The following is a 19739-nucleotide window of genomic DNA, read 5'->3' as shown; positions in this document are numbered from 1 at the left end:
CGATCACCGGCTGGAGGCGGCGCCCAGGATGCGGCGGTCGGACTTGCCCTGCACCATCACCACCGTCTCCTCGCCCGTCGCCGTGGCGGGCAGGTCGAACAGCACGGGCCGTCCCCGCCAGTCGCCCAGGCGCGTGATCTCGCGCACCACGTTCATGTGCCGCACGGTCTGGCCTCGGTTGTCGCCGCGCGCGACCTCGACCACCTGTGGACCCGGCCGGTAGGTGACGGCCACCACCTCGGCCCCGCCGGTCGGCGCCCGACCGGAGCCGACCCCGACCTGGCGGCCGGTCTCGCGGAACTCGATCTCAGGCGGCCAGGTTTCGCGCGCCGCCTCGCGCTGGATGGCGGTTTCCAGCTCGGGCTCGCGCGCGCCGGAGACCTGGCTGCGTCCGCCGATCACCACCTGCGGCGTCGATACGCCGCGCAGCCGCATGGCCGACCGATAGGCCCGTTGCCGCGCGCTGAAGGCGGGCTTGGCGAAGGTGTCGCGCCAGCCGAGATAGTCCCAATAATCGACGCCATAGGTCAGGGCGATCACGCCGGCCGTTTCGGCCGCCTCTTCCACCGCGGCGTTGGCCTCGGGGCAACCGCCGCATCCTTGGGCGGTGAACAGCTCCACCACCACCGGCCGCTCGGCCGTGCGGCGCGGCGCGGCCTCGCCCGAGGTCGCAAGCACGCCGATCGCGCAAGCGGCCGCAACCGCCATCCAGCCCTTTGCAGTCATGATCGCCATTCTAGCGGTCGCCCGCCTCGACGGGAGTCACGGTCGCGTGACACCGCGTCAGGATGATGGAGGCTTCGGCTGATGCTTGCGCTTGGTCACCTTGTTGGCGATCTCCTCGGCGTGCTTCATCGTAAAGGCCAGCGCCGCCGGGTTGCCGCGTCGGGCGCCCACGGTGTCGGCCACGGTGGCGCCCCGCCCGCCCAGCGGCTCGGGCCGACCGGTTGTGGTGTCCACCGCCGTCTGGTGCTCCACCTCGGCGTTCAGCTCGGCGCCCATCAGGATCACCTGCGACGAGATCCAGATCCACAGCAGCACGCCCATGACCGCCGCCAGCGGCCCATAGCTGTCGGTCTTGACGAATGTCGACAGGTACCAGCTGAACAGCAGCGAGATCGTCACGCTGACCACCGCCGCGAAAATGGCCCCGGGCGTCAGCCAGGACCAGCGCGCCCTCTGCCGGCACGGGCCGAAGCGGTAGATCAGCGCCAGCGCCCCCATGTAGCACAGCAGCAGCACCGGCCAGCGCAGCCAGGCGACATAGGCCCACTCCTCCTGCAGGCCGAACAGGGCCAGCACCACCGGCACGCCCACCACCAGGCCCGCCAGCGTCAGCACCGCCAGAATGCCGCCCAGCGTGAACGCCAGGCAGATCAGGTTGTATTTGATGATGTTGCGCTTCTCGACCTCGTGATAGGCGACGTTCAACCCGTAGAACAGCGTCTTGACCGCCCCGTTGGCGCTCCACAGCGACAGCGCCAGGGTCCAGATCAGGGTGATGGTCAGGTCGCTGCTGGAGTTCTCGGCCAGGCGCTGCATCTGGTCGCCGACAAAGGTAGCCACGTTCGCGGGCAACAGGCCGTTCAGGAACTGCAGCCGCTCCCACGCGCCCGCCGGATCGGCGAACAGGCCATAGATAGTGACAAACGAACCCAGGATCGGGAACAGCGACAGCAGGGTGAAAAAGGTCACGCCGCCCGCGACAAAGCCCACGCGGTCGCCGTTGTAGGCCGCGCCCGTCCGCCACAGGATGTCGACCCAGCCCTTTAGCGGAATGTGGTGGGGTCGCTGCGCCATCCGCCCGCGGCCGGGCTCATGCGCGTCGTAGTCGTGCGGCTCCATGGCCTTGGGCGGCTCGGGCGGCGGGACCTTTTCACGCAGGTCCAGGCCGATCTTGTGGCCCTGGGTATAGAGCAGGTGCGCCGCGCCCGCGCCGGCCGCCAGCCCGCCCGCCGCCGCACCCACGAACCGGGCGACGCTGGGTGCGCGCCTCGGCGGCGACCGAAAGGCGCGGGCGCGCAGGCGCAGGCTGTCGATGACGGAAGGGGGGCGCTGGCTCATGGAGGGGCGAACGGTCAAGCCTGCGGGCCGTTCCAGCCGGCGTGCGGTCGCGCTTGAAATCGCCGGCCGGGCGGGCGAATGACCGATCCATGACCGACGCCGCATCCTCCGCCGCCCCGACCCTGCTGACCGCCTGGAAGGCGGCGCAAGCGCGCCTGAAGCAGGGCGCGGTCGACAGCCCCGCCATCGACGCCCGCCTGCTGCTGGAGGCGGCGGCCGGCGCCACCCGCACCGACATCCTGACCGATCCCTACCGCGCGATGAGCGCCGATCAGCTGCTTGCCTATGACGCCATGATCGAGCGGCGGCTGCGGCGCGAGCCGGTGTCGCGCATCCTGGGGCGCAAGGGCTTCTGGAAGATCATGCTGAACGTCACCCCCGACGTGCTCAGCCCCCGCCCCGACACCGAAACCATCATGGACGTGGCCCTGGCCGCCTTTCCGCAGGGCGAGGCGTTCCAGATGATCGACCTGGGCACCGGCTCGGGCGCGATCCTGCTGGCCGTGCTCAGCGAGCGCCCGGCGGCCAAGGGCGTCGGTACAGACATCTCGTCGGAAGCTCTGGCCGTGGCGCGAGAGAATGCGGCGAACCTCGACCTCGACGGCCGCGCGACCTTTCTGCGCACGGAGTGGGCGACGGGCTTTGGCGATCACAGCTTCGACTTCGTGGCGTCCAATCCGCCCTACATTCCGACAGGCGACATCGCCGGCCTGGACCCGGAGGTGCGCGACCACGACCCGGTGCTGGCGCTGGATGGCGGGCCGGACGGCCTGCAGGCCTATCGCGACCTGGCGCCGGAGATCCTGCGCATCCTGAAGCCGGGCGGCGTGTTCGCGGTCGAGATCGGCTGGGACCAGGGACCGGCGGTCAAGGCTCTGTTCGAAGAGGCGGGCCTGCTGGGCGTCAAGGTGGTCAAGGACCTGTCGGACCGCGACCGCGTGGTCACCAACGGCCCCGACCCACGCACCACGCCGATCCCCAAGGCCTAGATTCTGCGCCGGAGCCCCAGCAGCCCCGGCCAGCCGCCGCTGCTCAGCAAGGCCACGTCCAGCAGGGCCAGCGGCAGCGGCGTCGAAATCGGCGCGGCGATGAAGCGCGGCTTCCAGTCGGGAAAGAACTTCGCCTTGTAGCTGCGCAGGCCCTGGAAGCCGTAGAGGGCGCCCCCTTCCTCGAACACCAGGGCGCCGACCCGGGCGAACACCGGGGCGAGGCGGCGATCTTCCAGCCCCGCCAGCGGCGCCATGCCGAGGTCCATCGCCGCCAACCCCTCCGCCCTGGCCCATTGGATGCAGCGCACGAACAGATAATCCATCACGCCATGCGGACCGTCGGGGCTGTGGCGCATCAGGTCGATGGCGGCCTCGCGCGCCGGCCCCTCGCCCATCAGGATGTTGGCGAAGGCGACGATCCGGCCCTCCTCCCGCACCACCGCCAGCGGCGTCAGATCCAGATAGTCGGGATCGAAGCGGCCGAGCGAAAAGGCCTTCTCCTCGCCCTGGTGCAGCCCAAGCCAGGCATTGGAGACCTGGCGCAACTCCTCGGCCAACGGCGTGGCCGACCCCGGCGGCAGGACCTCGAAGCTCGCCCCCTCCCGCTCGGCGCGGTTCAGTGCGGTGCGCAGGTTCTGCTTGCCCTTGCCCTCGGTGGTGAAGCGGGCGGCGTCCACCAGGGCGGTCTCGCCGACTTTGCGCACCGCGAACCCCATGGTGGCGACGTCCCCCAGCAGGCTCTCGCCGATCGAATAGAACACCGCCGAGCCGCCGTAGGAGTCCGCCAGTTCCGCAAAGGTCCACAGCAGGTCGCGCGCCTCTGATCTGGCGCCCGCCGGTCCGCCCATGGCGATCCAGCGCCGACCCCGGACGCGATAGGCAATGAAGCTGCGGCCCGACGGGCTGAACAACAACGCCTTGTCGCCCAGCATGGCCAGCCAGGCCTCCGGCGTCGACTGGTCGGCCAGTTCCAGCGCCGCTCGCGCCCGCGCCAGATCGAGCGCGGAGGCCGGGCCGTGGCTGCTGGCGCCGGGCGCCGCCATCAGCGACAGGGCCGCCGCCACCAGCGTCAGCAGCGCCAGCGCCGTGCCGTCGCGGACAAAGCCGGACACCTGGCGATCCACCAGAAAGGTCCACCACAGCTCGGTCGAGAGATCGACGCCGCGATAGGCGAACAGGCCGAGCCACAGCATGGCCAATACCGCAACACAGACCAGCATCAGCCATGAAGGCCGAAGCGGCTCGGCCAGGCGCGAGCGTCGGCGAAACGCCTCCCGACATGGAAACAGCATCAGGGCGACGGCCAGCAGCGCCGCCGCCTCTTCCCAGTCCAGGCCCTTCAGCAAGGAGAAGACCGCGCCGCCCAGCAGCACGACCAGGGCCGCCCAGTAGGCCCCGCGTCGCCTGCGCCACAGGCCCGCCGACAGGATCAGCAACAGAAAGCCGGCCACGCTGGCGGCGAAGTGCGACAGGTCGATCAGCAGCGGCGGCGCAGCGCCGGACAGCAGACGCAGCCGGTCGGTGAACGCCGGCGTCATGGCGGATGCAAGCATCAGCGATCCGGCCAGAAAGGCCAGCACCGCGAACACCAGCGGCGTCAGCTCGAAACCGAGCCCGGCGATTCGCCGCAGCAGACTGGCGGCGGGTAAAGGCTTGGCTGCGGACTTGGAGGTCAGCGTCGAATCTCCTGAAGCGAGGTCGCCGCCGCAGCTTAGCCCGATTTCCGACCGATCGCGGCGCTGCCGAGGTCATTTCACGACAGGCGAAACAAACGGAAACATGACGGATTGTTAATGGGCGGGCGATGAGCCCGAGCAATAACGGGGATGATCCCATGACGATCAAGACCGCTTTCCTCGCTGGCGCAGCCGCCGTGCTGATGACCTCCGCACCCGCCCTGGCGCAGGACGTCCCCGCCGCGGCGACGCCAGCGCCGGCCGCTCAGCCGCAGAGCCTGACCCTGACGCCCGGCGCGACGGTGCGCGGCTCGGACGGCGCCGAGATCGGCAAGCTGGTCGGCGCCCAGAACAACGCTTCCGGCGAGCAGGAACTGACGGTGCGCGGTGCGGATGGTCAGGTGCGCGCCGTGCCGCTGCCCGGCATCCGTCAGGAAGGTTCGGACGTGGTTGTCGGCTGGTCCACCGCCGAATATCAGGCCGCGCCTGCAGTCAGCGGCGAAACCGCTCCCGCCGCTCCGGCTGCGAGCTCGGCCGCCCCGGCCCAGCCTTCGGCTTCCGACTCGACCATGCCGGCCACGCCGGCCGTGCCGGACACTGCAGGCCCGGACGCCGCCGAGCCCGCGGCTTCGCCCGACGCCTCGACCGTGCCGGAGCCGACCACGCCTCAGTAAGCGCCGCGTGCGTCACGATTTCAGGAGGGCCGGTTCGCCGGCCCTTCTTTTTGCTGTTGTCCGATGGTCTGCACACGAAAAAAGGCGGCTCCATCCGGAGCCGCCCTCGTTCTTAGGTCGGATTGCGCGTCGGCTTAGCGACGCTTGATCAGGCCCAGCAGGAACAGCAGGATCACCGCGCCGATGGTGGCGACGATGGTGGAGCCGATCCAGCCGCCCCAGGCGAAGCCCAGCGCGTTGGCGATGAAACCGCCGATCAGGGCGCCGACGACGCCGACGATCAGGTTGGTGAGAAGGCCGTGGTTGCGGCCCATGATCTGTTCCGCGAGCCAGCCCGCGACGATGCCGATGATGATCCAGGCGATAATGCCCATGGTGGTGTCCCTTCCAGTTAAAAGCTTAGCCGGGACATAAATGCGCTTGGGGCCTCCGGGTTGCCCCGCTCCGAACACGGCTCGCCTCAAGGGCGAACTCGGCACGAGCTTTGCCCCTTCCGAGGCGAACCGTCCCGCTCCGGGACGACCTCGGACAGGGATCAGGCGCATGGCCACCGACATCGATCTTCACCTCGGCCGCCGGCTGCGGCGTCGGCGCCGCCTGCTCGGCCTGACCCAGCAGCAGTTGGCGCTCAAGGTCGGCATCCGCTTTCAGCAGATCCAGAAGTACGAGTGCGGCGCCAACCGCATCTCGGCCGCCCGCCTGTGGGAACTGGCCGAGGCGCTGGAGACGCCCGTCAGCTATTTCTATGACGGCCTGGCCGAGGCCATGGAGCGCAGGGAGGCCGCCGCGAACGGCGACTCCTTTTCCCGCAAGGAGACGCTGGACCTGATCCAGGCCTATTATCAGCTGGGCGAGCGACCACGCCGCCGCCTGCTCGATCTCGCCAAGTCGCTGCACACCGAAAGCGACGCCGCCTGACCCAATGGCGTTCGTGACTTGTCGAACGTCCGCCGCTATGGCCGGCGGATGACCGAACACGAAGCCTTCGCCCTCGAACTCGCGCATGTCGCGGCCGCCGAGACCCTGCCGCTGTTCCGGGGCGACTGCGAGGCCGACAACAAGCTCAGCAACGGCGGGTTCGATCCGGTCACGGCCGCGGACTGCAACGCCGAGGCCGCCATCCGCCGCCTGATCGGCGAACGATACCCGCACCACGGCGTCATCGGCGAGGAGTATGGCGAGGACCGCCCTGACGCCGAGCACGTCTGGGTGCTGGACCCGGTCGACGGCACCCGCGCCTTTATCGCGGGTCTGCCGCTGTGGACCACGCTCATCGCCCTGCGCACCGGCGGACAACCGAGCGTGGGGGTGATCGCCCAGCCCTATCTGGACGAGGTCTTCATCGGCGGGCCGTCGGGCGCCTGGCTGATCCGGGGCGAGGCGAAAACCCCGTTGAAGACGCGCGCCTGCGAACGGCTGACCGAGGCGGTGATCTCGACCACCGACCCCGACATCTTCAACGGCGCCGAACTGGGCGCCTGGACCCAGGTGCGGGCGGCGTCGAAGCTCGCCCGCCTCGGCTGCGACGCCTATGCCTACGCCATGGTCGCGGCCGGGCGCATGGACCTGGTGGCCGAAACCAGCCTGAAGCCCTGGGACTGGTCGGCCCTTGTTCCCGTGGTCGAGGCGGCGGGCGGCCAGGTGGTCAACTGGCGCGGCGCGGCCCCCGACGACGGCGGCCAGGTCCTTGCGGTCGGCGACGCACGCCTGATCGACCAGGCCCTGGTCACGCTCAGGCGCGCGGCGATCTGACCCTTCCTCTCCTTCCTGTCGCGCAGGACTGGAAGCCGAACCCTGGCGAGAGCCACCGAGACGAAGGGGTCAGACCTCGCCCAGGCACCTCAGCGCGACCTCGAGATTGCGCAGGCCGTCCTCGCCGGTGACGGCGGGCGTCTCGCCGGTGCGAATCGCGTGGGCAAAGGCCTCCAGCTCCTTGCGCAGCGGTTCGGCCGGCCAGCTGTTCAGCATGCGGGTGGAGTAGGAGCCGTCCGGCTGCTGGCCGAAATATTCGGTCACCTGACGGGTGATCAGGTCGGCGACCACGAACTTGGTCTTGGTGGCGACCTGAAGCGTGCGGGTCTTGTAGGGCGTGACCCAGTTGGTGGTGATGTGGGCGATGGCGCCGTTGTCCATGCGGAACTGGAGCAGGGCCGTGTCTTCGCGCTCGGCGCGGCTGCGGGCGAGCTGCGGCTGGACCTCGACGATCTCGGAGCCCGTCAGGTGGCGGATGATGTCGATGTCGTGGACGGCTAGGTCGATGACCACGCCGACCTCGCCCATGCGCGGCGGGAAGGGGCCGACGCGGGTGATCTGAATGGAGATGATGTCATCGTCGGCGACGGCGCGCTTGACGGTCTCGACCGCCGGATTGAACCGCTCGACCTGGCCGACCATCAGCACGCGGTTGTTGGCCTTGGCCGCATCGATCATCCGCTGAGCGTCGGCGACGGTGGCGGCGATCGGCTTTTCCACCAGGACGTGGACCCCCCGCTCCAGCAGGGCCACGCCGACCTGGGCGTGAAAGCGGTTGGGCGTGGACACGATGGCCGCGTCCAGTCCGGCGTCCACGAAGGCCTCGGCGGTAGTGACCGGCGATGCGCCATAGGCGGCGGCCACGCCCTCCGCCGTGATGGCGTCCGGATCGAAGATGGCGGCGAGGTCGAACTCGCGCATCTCGGCGGCGACCCGCGCATGGTTGCGGCCCATGACGCCGGCGCCGGCGACGCCGATCTTGAGCGGAGTGGGGTTCGGCATGAGGCTTTATCCCTTGTAGGCGGCGACGGCGGTGACGATGCGGTGCTGGGTCGCTTCGTCCAGGTCCGCGTGCATGGGCAGGCTGATCACCACGTCCTTCAGCCGCTCGGTGACCGGCAGGCCGCCCGCGCCGCGCGGGTAGTGTTCATAGGCCGGCTGCAGGTGTAGGGGGATGGGGTAGTAGACGGCGGTGGGGATGTCCTGCGCCCTCAGGTGCGCGGCCAGGCCGTCGCGGTCCGGGTGCTCGATCGTGTACTGCGCCCAGTTGGAGACGTTGCCGGCCGGCACGTCCGGCACGGCCGAGACGTGGGGGCGAAGGCCTTCGTTGTAGCGGGCGGCGGCGGCGTTTCGCCACTCGATCTCCTGGCCGAAGACCTTGAGCTTTTCGATCAGGACGGCCGCCTGGATAGTGTCCAGCCGGCTGTTCAGGCCGATGCGCATGTTCAGGTATTTGGGATCGTGGTCGAAGGTTCGGTCCTTCAGGTCCACGGCCACCGCCTTGCCGTGGACGCGGATCGAATCCATCAGCTGAGCCAATTCATCGTCGTCGGTCAGCACCGCCCCGCCGTCGCCGTAGCAGCCGAGCGGCTTGGCCGGAAAGAAGCTGGTGGTGGTCACGTCCGCCCACTTCAGCGGATGGGCGCCGTCGACGGTGCAGCCGAACCCTTGCGCCGAGTCCGAGATCAGCTTCAGCCCATGCTTGTCGCAGATCGCCTTGATCGCCGGATAGTCGGCGGGCTGGCCGAAGAGGTCCACGGCGATGACCACGCGGGGGACCAGACGCCCCTCGGCCTTGACGCCGTCGATGGCGGCCTCAAGCGCGGCCGGGCTCATGTTGTAGGTCTTTTCGTCCACGTCGACGAAGACCGGCTCGGCGTCGAACCAGGGCACGACTTCGGCCGTGGCGGCGAAGGTGAAGGAGGGCACGAAGACTGCGTCGCCCCGCCCGATCCCCCAGGCCATCAGCGGCAGGGCCAGGGCGTCGGTGCCGTTGGCGCAGCCCAGGGCGTGCTTGGCCTGACCAAAGGCGGCGAGGTCGGTTTCGAACTGGCGCACCTGCGGGCCCATGACCCAGGCGCCGCCCACCACAGCCTCGGCGACGGCAGCCTCGATCTTGCCGCCCAGGCGCAGGCGCTGGGCCTGAAGGTCGATAAAGGGGATCATGGCGCTCTCCGTTTCGAGAAAGGCGGCGGCCGATGAGGCCGCATGTCGGCGGCTCCTGTATCAAAAGGAGCCATGCGGACCAAATGGGCGAGACTCACTTCGCGTTGCGCCATGCAACGAGCGGATGTCAGTCCCGCGTCGGATCGGCCCTGGAGAGGTCGCCGTAAGTCAGGGCCAGGAAGACGTCCTCCAGGTCCGGGTCCTCGGTTGTTATGTCGGCGATGTGGACGCCGGCCTCGCGCACGGCGTTGATCACCTGTTCGACCGAAGACTGACCCTTCTTGTAGGTGACCGCAAAGGCGCCGTTCGGGCGCGCCGTCACGTCAAAGCCCGAAAGGGTCGGCAGTTCGCCCACGGGCGTATCCGGCGTGACCACCACATTGCGGGTGTCCAGGCGGCGCAGCAGCTGCGGCGTCGGCTCGCAGGCCACCACCTCGCCGTGATTGACGATGGCGATGGTGTCGCAGAGCTCCTGCGCCTCTTCCAGATAGTGGGTGGTCAACAGGATGGTGACGCCCTCGGCGTTGATGCGGCGCACATAGGCCCACAGCTGGCGGCGCAGCTCCACGTCCACGCCGGCGGTGGGTTCGTCCAGGATCAGGATCGGCGGATTGTGCACCAGGGCCTTGGCCACCATCAGGCGACGCTTCATGCCGCCGGACAGGGCGCGGACGTAGGCGTTGGCCTTGTCCGACAGGCCCAGCGCAGCCAGCAGCTCGTCCGAGCGCCGCTCGTCCTTGGGTACGCCATAGAAGCCGGCCTGAACCTCCAGCGCCTCGCGCGGAGTGAAGAAGACGTCGGCCACGATCTCCTGCGGCACCACGCCCAGTGCGGCGGCGGCGTCACGCGGCTCATGATCGATGTCGCGGCCCCAGATCTTGACCGAGCCTTCGGATTTCTTGACCACCCCGGCCAGAATGTTGATCAGCGTCGACTTGCCCGCGCCGTTGGGACCCAGCAGTCCGAACATCGAGCCGCGCGGGATCACCAGATCGACGCCGCGCAGCGCCGTCTTCGGCGCCGCCTTCTTGGAGCCCGCATAGGTCTTCTTCAGGCCCTGCACCTCGATGGCGTTGTCGGGCAGGCGGGCGGCGTCGGTCATCGGGTCTCGGGGCTCTCGCGGAAGTGCTGCGGCCACGTTTGACGCCGCCGGGCGGGCCGCATAGGTATGCGCCGCACCTCCTCCCGCCAAGGTCCCAGCCTCAAATGCCGCCTCGCCACCCGGATGCGATCATCCCGCCGCCCGAAGAGATCGTGGTCTCGACCAAGCGCGTGGCCTGCGACGGCGGCGGCGGGGCGCTGGGCCATCCGCTCGTGTACCTCGACATGGGCAAGCACGATTGGGCCGAATGCGGCTACTGCGACCGCCGCTTCAAGCTGTCGGATCATCCGCGCGACGAGAACGAGTATCTGAGCCCGGCCGTGCGCGGGTCCGAGGCGCACTGATCCTTTTTTCGGAGTTCTCGTGATGCGTTATCTTCACACCATGGTGCGCGTGAAGGACCTGGACGCGTCCTTGCGCTTCTATTGCGACCTCTTGGGTCTGCAGGAGGTGCGGCGCACCGAGAACGAGGCTGGACGCTACACCCTGGTGTTCCTGACGGCGCCCAGGAACCTGGAGCAGTCGGCGGCCGAGCGCGCGCCGGAGGTCGAGCTGACCTACAACTGGGACGCCGAGGATTATCAGGGCGGCCGCAACTTCGGCCACCTGGCCTACAAGGTCGACGACATCTACGCCGCCTGCCAGCGGTTCATGGACGCCGGCGTGGTGGTGAACCGGCCGCCGCGCGACGGCAACATGGCGTTCGTGCGCTCGCCGGACGGCATCTCCATCGAACTGCTGCAAGAGGGCCGGCCGCTCGCCCCGGCCGAGCCGTGGGCCTCCATGCCGAACACGGGCAGCTGGTGATGACACGCCTCGGCGTCGTCCTGACGCTGATGCTGGCGGGCGTGCTGTCCGCCTGCGCCTCGACCACCGAGACCAATCCGGGCCGCACGGCGACCGAGCAGCTGCTGGTGTCGCGCGCCGCCGACATGGCGGTGGAGGGGCTGGTGCTGCCGATCCCGGTGGGATCGCGCATCTTCGTGGACGACACCTATTTCCAGGCCGAAAGCGCGCGCTACGCCGTGGGTTCGATCCGGGCGGCGCTGTCGGAGGCCGGCTATGCGCTGGCGCGCGATCGCAACACCGCCAGCGTGATCTTCGAGGTCCGGGCCGGCGCCCTGTCGCTGGAGCAGATGCGGCGGGTCGTCGGCATTCCGGCCATGCGCATCCCGATCGAGGAATGGAACTTCGTTTCGGTGCCCGAGCTGTCGGTCTACAGCCAGCGCGACCGGGTCGGCGTGGCCGAGTTCTCGGGCTTCCTTTACGACGCCCAGACCGGTTCGCCGCTGGGCGCGGTGACGCCGATGATCGGCCGCTATCGCATCCGCAGCCACCAGGTGCTGATGGTGATCAACTGGGGCCAGCAGCAGGCCCAGCCCGGCGAGCGCGATCCGGGGCAGAGCTGGACCGCCTTCTGATCGGAAACGGCTGACGGACGCGCCGTCCGCCCCTATGTTGCGGCGCATGACCGACGCCCCCGCCGAAGCCGCAGATGCACTGCCTGAGACCGACCGCCCGCTGACCCAGGACGGGCCGGCGCTGAGGCTGTGGATGATCGACGCCTCGGCCTACATCTTCCGCGCCTATCACGCCCTGCCGCCGCTGACGCGCAAATCGGACGGCCTGCCGGTCGGGGCGGTGCAGGGCTACTGCAACATGCTGTGGAAGCTGTTGCGCGACATGAAGGGCGAGGACGGGCCGACCCACCTGGTGGCCATCTTCGACCATTCGGAAAAGACGTTCAGGAACGAGCTGTACGACCAGTACAAGGCGCACCGTCCGCCCGCGCCGGAGGATTTGGCGCCGCAGTTTCCGCTGGTGCGCGAGGCGACGGCGGCGTTCGGCGTCCACTGCGTCGAACTGCCCGGCTACGAGGCCGACGACCTGATCGCCACCTATGCCTGCAAGGCGCGCGACATGGGAGGCGAGGCGGTGATCGTCTCGTCCGACAAGGACCTGATGCAGCTGATCGGGCGCGGCGTGGTCATGTGGGACCCGATGAAGGACCGCCGCCTGGCCGAGCCCGAGGTCATCGAGAAGTTCGGCGTGGGGCCGGAGAAGATGGTCGATCTGCAGGCCCTGATCGGCGACAGCGTCGACAATGTGCCGGGCGCGCCGGGCATCGGGCCAAAGACGGCGGCGCAGCTGCTGGACCAGTTTGGCGACCTCGACACGCTGCTGGAGCGGGCCAGTGAGATCAAGCAGCCGAAACGTCGCGACACTCTTGTTCAGTACGCGGATCAAATCCGCCTCAGCCGCGAACTGGTCCGGCTGACGTGCGATGCGCCGGCGCCGGAAGCCATCGAGGACTTCGCCGTGCGCGATCCCGATCCGGCGACGCTCAGCGACTTCCTGGAGCGGATGGAGTTCCGCGGGCTGCAGCGTCGCGTCGGTGACGGAAAGGCGCCGCCCAAGGAGGGCTCGGCCTTCACGCGCCAGCCGAGCGCGCCGGTGCTGACGCCGCGCTACGCCCCGGCCGAGCCCGCAGAGGTGGAGGCGCAGACGGTCGATACCGACGCCTACCACTGCATCCGCGACTTGGCCGATCTGGATCGCTGGATCGAGCGCGCCCTTGAGGCCGGCGTGGTGGGGTTCGACACCGAGACGGACAAGCTTTCGGCGACGCACGCCGGACTGTGCGGCGTGTCCCTGGCGCTGGGGCCGAACGACGCCTGCTACATTCCGCTGACGCACGAGCATCCGCCGGTCGAAGGCGGCGGGCTGGACTTCGGCGGCGGGGAGGATGCATCGCGCGAGCCGCTGAACCAGCTGCACAAGCCCACGGTTCTGGCGCGGCTGAAGACGCTGCTGGAGGACCCCAGCGTCCTCAAGGTCGGGCAGAACATCAAATACGACATGGCGGTGATGGCGCGGCGAGGCATCCGCGTCTCGCCGGTCGAGGACACCATGCTGATCTCCTATGTGCTGGAGGGCGGGCTGCACGGGCACGGCATGGACGAGCTGGCGCGCCTCCACCTCGGTCACACGCCGATCACCTTCAAGTCGGTGGCGGGGACCGGAAAGTCGCAAAAGAGCTTCAAGCACGTCGAGCTGAAGCCGGCGACCTGCTACGCCGCCGAAGACGCGGACGTGACGCTGCGGCTCTACAACATCCTCAAACCCCGGCTGGCCGAGCAGGGGCTGTCCACCGTCTATGAGACGCTGGAGCGCGGATTGCCGGCGGTGCTCGCCGACATGGAACTGGCCGGCGTCCGCATCGATCCGGAACGGCTGAAGTCCCTGTCGAGCGAGTTCGGCCTGCGGATGGCCGAGCTGGAAGGCAAGGCGCACGAGCTGGCCGGCCGACCCTTCAACATCGGCTCGCCGCGCCAGATCGGCGAAATCCTGTTTGGGGAACTGAACCTGCCGGGCGGCAAGAAGACGGCCTCGGGCCAGTGGGGCACCGACGCCAGCGTGCTGGACGAACTGGCGCTGAGCCACGACCTGCCGCGCGCCATCCTGGAGTGGCGCCAACTCTCCAAGCTGAAGAACACCTATACCGACGCCCTGTCGGCGGCGGCTGATCCGAACACGGACCGGGTGCACACCTCCTATCAGCTGGCGGCGACCACGACCGGGCGGCTGTCCTCGTCCGAACCGAACCTGCAGAACATCCCGATCAGGAACGAGATCGGTCGCCAGATTCGCCAGGCCTTTATCGCCGCGCCCGGCCATGTGCTGATCTCGGCCGACTATTCGCAGATCGAACTGCGGCTCTTGGCCCACATCGGCGACATCCCCGAGCTGAAGCGGGCCTTCAAGGCCGGCATCGACATCCACACGGCCACCGCGTCCGAGATGTTCGGCGTGCCGGTCGAGCAGATGGACCCGGAGACCCGCCGGCGGGCCAAGGCCATCAACTTCGGCATCGTCTACGGCATCTCGGCCTTTGGGCTGTCCAACCAGCTGGGCATCGATCAGGGCGAGGCCGGAGCCTACATCAAGACCTATTTCGAGCGGTTCCCCGGCATCCGCGCCTACATGGACAAGACCAAGGCGGAGGTGAAGCAGACCGGCTTCGTCTCCACCCTGTTCGGGCGCAAGATCCACATTCCGGCGATCGGCGCCAAGTCGGCGGCCGAGCGCAGCTTTGGCGAGCGCGCGGCGATCAACGCTCCCATTCAGGGGGCGGCGGCCGACATCATCCGCCGCGCCATGATCCGCATGCCAGGGGCGCTGGAGGCGGGGGGCCTGAAGACCCGAATGCTGCTGCAGGTCCACGACGAACTGGTGTTCGAGGCTCCGGAAGCGGAGGCGGACACGGCCATCGCCCTGGTGCGCCGGGTCATGGAAGGCGCCGCCGAACCCGCCGCCGCGCTCAGCGTGCCCCTGGTGGTCGAGGCCCGCGCCGCCGCCAACTGGGACGAGGCGCATTGAGCGCCAGATCGGCGAACGCCCTTGATGTCCTGATCGTCGGGGCCGGTGCGGCCGGGATGATGTGTGCGGGCGAGGCGGGTCGGCGCGGGCGGCGGGTGCTGGTGGTCGATCACGCGCGGGCGCCGGGCGAGAAGATCCGCATCTCGGGCGGCGGGCGCTGCAACTTCACCAATACGGGGACGAGTCCGGCCAACTTCCTGGGCGAGAACCCGCGCTTCTCGACCTCGGCGTTGAGGCGCTACACCCAAGGCGACTTCGTGCGTCGCGTGGATCGGGCGGGAATCGCGTGGCACGAGAAGACGCTGGGTCAGCTGTTCTGCGACGAAAGCGCCAAGCAGATCGTCCGTATGCTGATGGACGACATGCGGGCGGGCGGCGTCGAGATGAAGCTCGGCGTCTTGATCGACAGGCTGGAGCGGACCGGCGAGGGGTTCGAGGCGCGGTTGTCGGACGGATCGGTGGTGCGCGCGCCATCGGTGGTGATCGCCACGGGCGGCAAGTCGATCCCCAAGATGGGGGCGACCGGCTGGGCCTATGAGGTGGCGCGCCAGTTCGGGCTGCGGGTCACCGATACGCGGCCGGCGCTGGTGCCGCTGACGTTCGAGGCGGGGCTGCTGGAGCAGTTGAAGCCGCTGGCGGGCGTGGCGGTCGATGCGGTGGCCCAAGCGGGCGAAGGCCGGTTCGCCGAGGCCATGCTGTTCACCCACCGGGGTCTGTCGGGGCCGGCGATCCTGCAGATCAGCTCCTATTGGAAGGAAGGCGATCCGATCACCTTGGCCATGGCGCCGGGGCAGGATGTCTTCGCCCGCCTGAAAACGGCCAAGGACGAGAACGGCAAGCAGGCGGTGCATACGGCCCTGGCCCAGATCGTCCCGCGCCGCCTGGCCGAGAGCGTCGCCGCGCGCGAAGGGGCGGCGGGCAAGCTGGCGGAGTTGTCGGACAAGCGGCTGCGCGCGCTGGATGCGGCTGTTAACGGCTGGACCGTGAAGCCGGTCGGGTCGGAGGGCTATCGCACCGCCGAGGTGACGCTGGGCGGGATCGACACGGCCGTGCTGGACCAGACCACCATGGCGGTGAAGAGCGTGCCGGGCCTGTTCTTCATCGGCGAGGCGGTGGACATCACCGGCTGGTTGGGGGGCTATAACTTCCAGTGGGCCTGGTCGTCCGGGTGGGCGGCCGGCCAGGCCTGCTGAGCCCGATCGCTTGCGGCGGTCGGCCGCATTGCGCGGGCGCGGGCTGCGCCTAGCTTTGTGTCATGCCCCTATTGATGTGCCCCAACGACGACGCCCCGATGCAGACGCTGGAACGCTCCGGCGTTCAGTTCGACATGTGCCCCAAATGCCGTGGCGTCTGGCTGGATCGGGGAGAGCTCGAAAAGCTGATGGAGGCGGCGATGGACGAGGGTCGCGCCAGCGCCCCGGCCGCGCACGCCCCGCCCCCGCAGCCCGGCTATGCGCCGCCGCCGCAGGCCCAGCCCTGGGGAGGCGGCGCCTATCGCGACGACGATCGCCGCTACAAGGACGAGCGGTATCGCGATGATCGCGACCACCGTCACGGGGACGATCATCGCTACGGCTACAAGAAAAAGAAGCGCGACAGCATCTTCGACATCTTCGACTGACCCCGCGCGCTTCCGCATCGACGCCGGTCAGTTCGAGGGCTGGACCGAGGTCGTGGGCGCGTTGACGTTGGGGGCTTCACCGGTCGCGGGCGTGGTCGGCTCTCCTGTCGAGGTGGTGGGCGCATCGGCTGTCGGCGCGGTCTGGCTGTCGCCCTGGAACGCCTGGGCGTCCACGACCTGACCACCGTCGTTGGCGTTGGTCTGCGACATGCCGTTCTGGCTGACGAACCACATGCCCAGCAGCAGGATGGCCGCGGCGCCCGCTGAGACGATCAGCAGCCACAGGATGCGCCTGCCGGGGCGGCCCTGGCGAGTATCCTGCGCGCCGGCCGTCTGGGCGGCGTCGACAGGGGCGGAGGCTCGAACCTGGGGGTCTTCGTGAGTCATGGCCGCGATCCGTCCTGAAGGTTGTTTGCAGACCTGTATCAACGCGGCTTCGAGCTTCACCGTTCCGGAGACCGACGATCGGTCGGCTTGATTAATCTTCGTCGGACACGGAACCGCGTTCGGCGCTTGCCGTTCATGGTGGGCGGAGGCGGCGACGCCCCCCGACTCGAGGCTGGCTCTGCCGGCCTGTCGCCTCCGCGCCTCATTCTCGATGATGCCACTGAAAGGCGGTCCCCGGCGGGCCGCCTTTTCTTTTTGCGCGGGCTCGACCCATCGGCGTGGCTTGGCCACTATGAGATCGAAGCCAGCGGATCGGAGAACACGATGACGAAGATCAATCGGCAGTGGGTGCTGCGCCAGCGACCGCGCGGCATGGTCCAGCCCGGTGATCTGGAGCTGGTCGAGAGCCCGATCCCGGATCTGAAGGAGTCCGAGGTGCTGGTGCGCACCGTCTATCTGTCGCTGGATCCCACCAACCGCACCTGGATGAACGACGCCGAAGGCTATCTGCCGCCGGTGGGGCTGGGCGAGGTCATGCGCGGCCTGACGCTGGGGGTGGTGGAGCAGTCGCGCTCCGACCGGTTCAAGGCGGGCGATGTGGTGACGCCGCTGTCCGGCGGCTGGGCCGACTACGCCGTTGTGCCGGAACAGGCGCTGCGGCCGGTGCACCGCGCGGCCGGCCTGCCGCTGACGGCCAATCTGTCGGTTCTGGGCATGACCGGGCTGACGGCCTATTTCGGGATCACCGACGTGCTGAAGGTCCAGGCGGGCGAGACGCTGGTGATCTCGGCGGCCGCGGGCGCGGTGGGCTCCATCGCCGGGCAGGTGGCCAAGCAGCGCGGCGCGCGCGTGATCGGCATCGCCGGCGGGCCAGACAAGTGTCGCTGGCTGACCGAGGAGCTCGGCTTCGACGCCGCCGTCGACTACAAGAACGAGGACGTGGGCGAGGCGCTGGACCGGCTGGCGCCGGACGGGATCGACCTGAACTTCGAAAACGTCGGCGGCGACATCATGATCGCCGTGTTCAACCGGTTGAAGGTTCACGGGCGCATGGCCGTGTGCGGGCTGGTGTCGTCCTACAATGCGACCAAGGCCCCGCCGTCGCCGAACTTCGCCCGGATCATCACCCATCGCCTCGACGTGCAGGGCTTTCTGGTGCTGGACTACGCCCACCGCGCCCGGGAGATGGTCACGGAGATGGGCCCGTGGCTTGCGGACGGCCGGGTGAAGTGGAAGGTCCACGTCGACGAGGGCCTGGAAGGCGCGGTGGACTCGCTCAACCGCTTGTTCACCGGCGACCATGACGGCAAGCTGCTGGTCCGCGTCTCGGACGAACCGGCCTAAGGACCCGACCTGCATGAGCGATCCCCTGCTGGCCCATTTCGAAGACCTGGACGTCGGTCAGGTCGCGCCTCTGGGAGCCTGCGCGGTCGATCAGGGGGCGCTGGACGTCTTTGTGGAGCGGTTCGCGCCGGGTTGGGACACGGCCTATGGCGCGCCGGACGCCATGGTCTATGCGCTTTGGAGCCGGCTGTTCGCGGACAAGGCGGCGGGCTGGGCCCAGTCCAAGGTTCTGGCAGTCGATGGCCTGCGCTTCATGCGCAATCCGCCGGCGGGCGAGCTGCTGCGCGGGCGCATGACGGTGATGGGCAAGGATCCGGTCGGCGACGAAAAGGGCATCGTCATCGCCTCGCACGACCTGCTGGACGAAAGCGGTCGGCTGGTGTTCGCCTGCCTGACGCGGGCGGTGTTCTCGCGGCGCTAGAACAGGGCGCCGAAGCTGCGGTCGCCGTCGCGGTCGCCCGATCGATAGGCAAAGGCGTGGTCGGCGCGGGCGGACGGGGTGTCGGGCCGGCCTTGTGTCTGGACGTCGATTTCCAGCCGATCGGCTTGCGCCGGCATCAGATCGACGGGTTCGACAGGCGGGTGCAGAAAGGGCGTGTCGGTCATGAACGCCGTTATGCGGCGAACAGCCTTTCCCCCGCGTCAACGCTTGTGGTGAATCTCGCCGTCAAGTTGCAAAAGGCCCCGCCGGATCGTCAGCGGAGCCTTCTGTAAAGCGGAGCGAGGGCGCCTTAGTTGTTGGCGGCCGACGGCGTCTGGGCCGAGCGTTGGAACGCCAGGGCGATCAGGCGATCCCAGCCCAGCAGCGACACCAGGTGCGCGTAGATCTGGCCCAGGGCGCCGTTGTCGCGCAGCTCGGCCAGCTTCTCGGCCGGCAGGGCCTTCAGCTTGTCTTCCGACACGGCGAAGTACTCGGCCAAACGCTGCGGCTCGCCGGCGCTGCCGTCGGGGTTGCGCGGGGTGAAGTTGGCGGTGCGCGTCTCGAACAGGTCAAGCTCGCCCAGCAGCTGAACAAAGGCTTCGGTGCGCAGGCGCTCCTGCTCGAAGTTGTTGCAGAACTCCATCGCCATCTTGGTGTAGTCGCTGGGCTGGCCGTCGACGAACAGCGGCGTTTCGCCGCCTTCGGTCACGATCGGCGCGCCGCGGTCGATGCACAGGATCAGACGCGAGTTCTGCTTGTCGTCGGCGAAGACGAACGGGAAGCGGCGCACATAGGCGGGGATGTAGGCGTCTGGGCGATAGTCGCCCTCATTGGAGACATACAGGTTCTCGCCCTGGCGCAGGCCCATCACCGCGACCGGCTGCTTCTGGTCGCCCATGAAGACCACCGGGAAGGACAGGGCGCCGGCGGCGAACTCGGTCACCGTCAGCGGCACGAAGTTGGTCGCGCCCACGAAGGCGTAGGGCTTGTCGGCGGCGTTGACGCCCAGCCCGCCGTGACGGGCGGGGTCCAGCGGCTCGGGCTGGTTGTAGAACAGGACGTTGCCCGAAAGCGGCGAGGACGAAGCGTCGGTCATGGGGGCGTCGGTCATGGGTAAGCAGGATCGCTGAGAAGCCGTAAGGAACCGGCCTTCTAGCCGAAGG

22 protein-coding genes are annotated in these 19739 nt (G+C 68.8%); 12 read left to right on the top strand and 10 right to left on the bottom strand.

Translation table 11 applies throughout. The features are described 5' to 3' along the window. Positions 1-3: 3 nt before the first annotated feature. A complete protein-coding gene (locus KY493_RS14195) occupies positions 4-726 on the bottom strand; it encodes a thioredoxin family protein (RefSeq protein ID WP_219896953.1) in 723 nt (240 codons plus the stop codon). A gap of 57 nt (positions 727-783) precedes the next feature. Then, complete coding sequence (locus tag KY493_RS14190; RefSeq protein WP_219896952.1) at positions 784-2064, bottom strand: YihY/virulence factor BrkB family protein; 1281 nt, start codon at positions 2062-2064, stop codon at positions 784-786. 89 nt (positions 2065-2153) lie between these two features. Here KY493_RS14190 and prmC point away from each other — a divergent pair, with 89 nt between their 5' ends. After that, positions 2154-3053, top strand: a complete 900-nt coding sequence (prmC, locus tag KY493_RS14185; RefSeq protein ID WP_219896951.1) for a peptide chain release factor N(5)-glutamine methyltransferase — start codon at positions 2154-2156, stop codon at positions 3051-3053. Here prmC and KY493_RS14180 read toward each other — a convergent pair. After that, the gene (locus KY493_RS14180) at positions 3050-4642 is read right to left on the bottom strand and encodes a phosphatidylglycerol lysyltransferase domain-containing protein (RefSeq protein WP_219896950.1); all 1593 of its coding nucleotides are present in this window, start codon (positions 4640-4642) and stop codon (positions 3050-3052) included. The genes prmC and KY493_RS14180 overlap by 4 nt on opposite strands. A gap of 245 nt (positions 4643-4887) precedes the next feature. Here KY493_RS14180 and KY493_RS14175 point away from each other — a divergent pair, with 245 nt between their 5' ends. Next, a complete protein-coding gene (locus KY493_RS14175; RefSeq protein ID WP_219896949.1) occupies positions 4888-5403 on the top strand; it encodes a superoxide dismutase in 516 nt (171 codons plus the stop codon). A 134-nt stretch (positions 5404-5537) separates the two neighbouring features. Here KY493_RS14175 and KY493_RS14170 read toward each other — a convergent pair whose 3' ends face one another. Continuing rightward, positions 5538-5777 carry a GlsB/YeaQ/YmgE family stress response membrane protein gene (locus KY493_RS14170; protein WP_219896948.1) on the bottom strand — a complete coding sequence of 80 codons (240 nt, stop codon included), beginning with the start codon at positions 5775-5777 and terminating at the stop codon, positions 5538-5540. A gap of 169 nt (positions 5778-5946) precedes the next feature. On the opposite strand from KY493_RS14170, the gene KY493_RS14165 reads away from it, so the two are divergent. After that, entirely contained in the window at positions 5947-6321 is a 375-nt protein-coding gene (locus KY493_RS14165; protein WP_219896947.1) for a helix-turn-helix domain-containing protein, read from the top strand. 48 nt (positions 6322-6369) lie between these two features. After that, positions 6370-7155 carry a histidinol-phosphatase gene (hisN, locus tag KY493_RS14160; protein WP_219896946.1) on the top strand — a complete coding sequence of 262 codons (786 nt, stop codon included), beginning with the start codon at positions 6370-6372 and terminating at the stop codon, positions 7153-7155. Between the two features lie 69 nt (positions 7156-7224). Here hisN and KY493_RS14155 read toward each other — a convergent pair whose 3' ends face one another. The 3 genes from KY493_RS14155 to KY493_RS14145 form a co-directional block, all read right to left on the bottom strand. Further along, positions 7225-8157, bottom strand: coding sequence for a Gfo/Idh/MocA family protein (locus KY493_RS14155; protein WP_219896945.1), 933 nt, complete (start codon positions 8155-8157; stop codon positions 7225-7227). A 6-nt stretch (positions 8158-8163) separates the two neighbouring features. Then, positions 8164-9321 (bottom strand): DegT/DnrJ/EryC1/StrS aminotransferase family protein, encoded by a 1158-nt coding sequence (locus tag KY493_RS14150; protein WP_219896944.1) that lies wholly within the window; start codon positions 9319-9321, stop codon positions 8164-8166. Between the two features lie 127 nt (positions 9322-9448). Next, positions 9449-10423 carry an ABC transporter ATP-binding protein gene (locus KY493_RS14145; RefSeq protein WP_219896943.1) on the bottom strand — a complete coding sequence of 325 codons (975 nt, stop codon included), beginning with the start codon at positions 10421-10423 and terminating at the stop codon, positions 9449-9451. 104 nt (positions 10424-10527) lie between these two features. Here KY493_RS14145 and KY493_RS14140 point away from each other — a divergent pair, with 104 nt between their 5' ends. The 6 genes from KY493_RS14140 (at position 10528) to KY493_RS14115 (ending at position 16424) form a co-directional block, all read left to right on the top strand. Continuing rightward, positions 10528-10767 carry a zinc-finger domain-containing protein gene (locus KY493_RS14140; RefSeq protein WP_219896942.1) on the top strand — a complete coding sequence of 80 codons (240 nt, stop codon included), beginning with the start codon at positions 10528-10530 and terminating at the stop codon, positions 10765-10767. Positions 10768-10789: 22 nt separating this feature from the next. Beyond that, on the top strand, positions 10790-11230 hold the full coding sequence (gloA, locus tag KY493_RS14135) for a lactoylglutathione lyase (RefSeq protein WP_219896941.1): 441 nt from the start codon (positions 10790-10792) through the stop codon (positions 11228-11230). Next, positions 11230-11844: a DUF6655 family protein gene (locus KY493_RS14130; protein ID WP_219896940.1), complete on the top strand. Its 615-nt coding sequence runs from the start codon at positions 11230-11232 to the stop codon at positions 11842-11844. Before gloA ends, KY493_RS14130 begins: the two co-directional genes overlap by 1 nt. A 46-nt stretch (positions 11845-11890) precedes the next feature. Continuing rightward, on the top strand, positions 11891-14803 hold the full coding sequence (polA, locus tag KY493_RS14125) for a DNA polymerase I (protein ID WP_219896939.1): 2913 nt from the start codon (positions 11891-11893) through the stop codon (positions 14801-14803). Beyond that, the gene (locus tag KY493_RS14120; RefSeq protein WP_370627336.1) at positions 14800-15996 is read left to right on the top strand and encodes an NAD(P)/FAD-dependent oxidoreductase; all 1197 of its coding nucleotides are present in this window, start codon (positions 14800-14802) and stop codon (positions 15994-15996) included. The genes polA and KY493_RS14120 overlap by 4 nt, the downstream gene beginning before the upstream one ends. A gap of 62 nt (positions 15997-16058) precedes the next feature. Further along, a complete protein-coding gene (locus KY493_RS14115) occupies positions 16059-16424 on the top strand; it encodes a zf-TFIIB domain-containing protein (RefSeq protein WP_219896938.1) in 366 nt (121 codons plus the stop codon). 27 nt (positions 16425-16451) lie between these two features. On the opposite strand, the gene KY493_RS14110 is transcribed toward KY493_RS14115, so the two are convergent. After that, entirely contained in the window at positions 16452-16811 is a 360-nt protein-coding gene (locus KY493_RS14110) for a hypothetical protein (protein ID WP_219896937.1), read from the bottom strand. A gap of 324 nt (positions 16812-17135) precedes the next feature. On the opposite strand from KY493_RS14110, the gene KY493_RS14105 reads away from it, so the two are divergent. Together KY493_RS14105 and KY493_RS14100 are read left to right on the top strand one after the other, a co-directional pair. After that, entirely contained in the window at positions 17136-18155 is a 1020-nt protein-coding gene (locus KY493_RS14105) for an NADP-dependent oxidoreductase (protein WP_219896936.1), read from the top strand. A gap of 13 nt (positions 18156-18168) precedes the next feature. Further along, entirely contained in the window at positions 18169-18576 is a 408-nt protein-coding gene (locus KY493_RS14100) for an acyl dehydratase (RefSeq protein WP_219896935.1), read from the top strand. Here KY493_RS14100 and KY493_RS14095 read toward each other — a convergent pair. Together KY493_RS14095 and KY493_RS14090 are read right to left on the bottom strand one after the other, a co-directional pair. Next, positions 18573-18761, bottom strand: a complete 189-nt coding sequence (locus KY493_RS14095) for a hypothetical protein (protein ID WP_219896934.1) — start codon at positions 18759-18761, stop codon at positions 18573-18575. The two genes, KY493_RS14100 and KY493_RS14095, sit on opposite strands and share 4 nt — an antisense overlap. 125 nt (positions 18762-18886) lie before the next feature. After that, the gene (locus KY493_RS14090) at positions 18887-19687 is read right to left on the bottom strand and encodes a SapC family protein (RefSeq protein ID WP_255567917.1); all 801 of its coding nucleotides are present in this window, start codon (positions 19685-19687) and stop codon (positions 18887-18889) included. Positions 19688-19739 lie beyond the last annotated feature (52 nt).

Source organism: Brevundimonas sp. PAMC22021 (assembly GCF_019443405.1).
Lineage (GTDB): Bacteria > Pseudomonadota > Alphaproteobacteria > Caulobacterales > Caulobacteraceae > Brevundimonas.
The sequence above is the reverse complement of the archived record's forward strand: the minus strand, read 5'-3'. Positions and strand labels throughout refer to the sequence as shown.

Bases quoted from the DNA above. Each gene is read 5' to 3' on its own strand.
- KY493_RS14195 (WP_219896953.1), bottom strand. From the start codon at position 726: ATGACTGCAAAGGGCTGGATGGCGGTTGCGGCCGCTTGCGCGATCGGC.
- KY493_RS14190 (WP_219896952.1), bottom strand. From the start codon at position 2,064: ATGAGCCAGCGCCCCCCTTCCGTCATCGACAGCCTGCGCCTGCGCGCC.
- prmC (WP_219896951.1), top strand. From the start codon at position 2,154: ATGACCGACGCCGCATCCTCCGCCGCCCCGACCCTGCTGACCGCCTGG.
- KY493_RS14175 (WP_219896949.1), top strand. From the start codon at position 4,888: ATGACGATCAAGACCGCTTTCCTCGCTGGCGCAGCCGCCGTGCTGATG.
- KY493_RS14170 (WP_219896948.1), bottom strand. From the start codon at position 5,777: ATGGGCATTATCGCCTGGATCATCATCGGCATCGTCGCGGGCTGGCTC.
- KY493_RS14165 (WP_219896947.1), top strand. From the start codon at position 5,947: ATGGCCACCGACATCGATCTTCACCTCGGCCGCCGGCTGCGGCGTCGG.
- hisN (WP_219896946.1), top strand. From the start codon at position 6,370: ATGACCGAACACGAAGCCTTCGCCCTCGAACTCGCGCATGTCGCGGCC.
- KY493_RS14155 (WP_219896945.1), bottom strand. From the start codon at position 8,157: ATGCCGAACCCCACTCCGCTCAAGATCGGCGTCGCCGGCGCCGGCGTC.
- KY493_RS14150 (WP_219896944.1), bottom strand. From the start codon at position 9,321: ATGATCCCCTTTATCGACCTTCAGGCCCAGCGCCTGCGCCTGGGCGGC.
- KY493_RS14145 (WP_219896943.1), bottom strand. From the start codon at position 10,423: ATGACCGACGCCGCCCGCCTGCCCGACAACGCCATCGAGGTGCAGGGC.
- KY493_RS14140 (WP_219896942.1), top strand. From the start codon at position 10,528: ATGCCGCCTCGCCACCCGGATGCGATCATCCCGCCGCCCGAAGAGATC.
- gloA (WP_219896941.1), top strand. From the start codon at position 10,790: ATGCGTTATCTTCACACCATGGTGCGCGTGAAGGACCTGGACGCGTCC.
- KY493_RS14130 (WP_219896940.1), top strand. From the start codon at position 11,230: ATGACACGCCTCGGCGTCGTCCTGACGCTGATGCTGGCGGGCGTGCTG.
- polA (WP_219896939.1), top strand. From the start codon at position 11,891: ATGACCGACGCCCCCGCCGAAGCCGCAGATGCACTGCCTGAGACCGAC.
- KY493_RS14115 (WP_219896938.1), top strand. From the start codon at position 16,059: ATGCCCCTATTGATGTGCCCCAACGACGACGCCCCGATGCAGACGCTG.
- KY493_RS14110 (WP_219896937.1), bottom strand. From the start codon at position 16,811: ATGACTCACGAAGACCCCCAGGTTCGAGCCTCCGCCCCTGTCGACGCC.
- KY493_RS14105 (WP_219896936.1), top strand. From the start codon at position 17,136: ATGACGAAGATCAATCGGCAGTGGGTGCTGCGCCAGCGACCGCGCGGC.
- KY493_RS14100 (WP_219896935.1), top strand. From the start codon at position 18,169: ATGAGCGATCCCCTGCTGGCCCATTTCGAAGACCTGGACGTCGGTCAG.
- KY493_RS14095 (WP_219896934.1), bottom strand. From the start codon at position 18,761: ATGACCGACACGCCCTTTCTGCACCCGCCTGTCGAACCCGTCGATCTG.
- KY493_RS14090 (WP_255567917.1), bottom strand. From the start codon at position 19,687: ATGACCGACGCCCCCATGACCGACGCTTCGTCCTCGCCGCTTTCGGGC.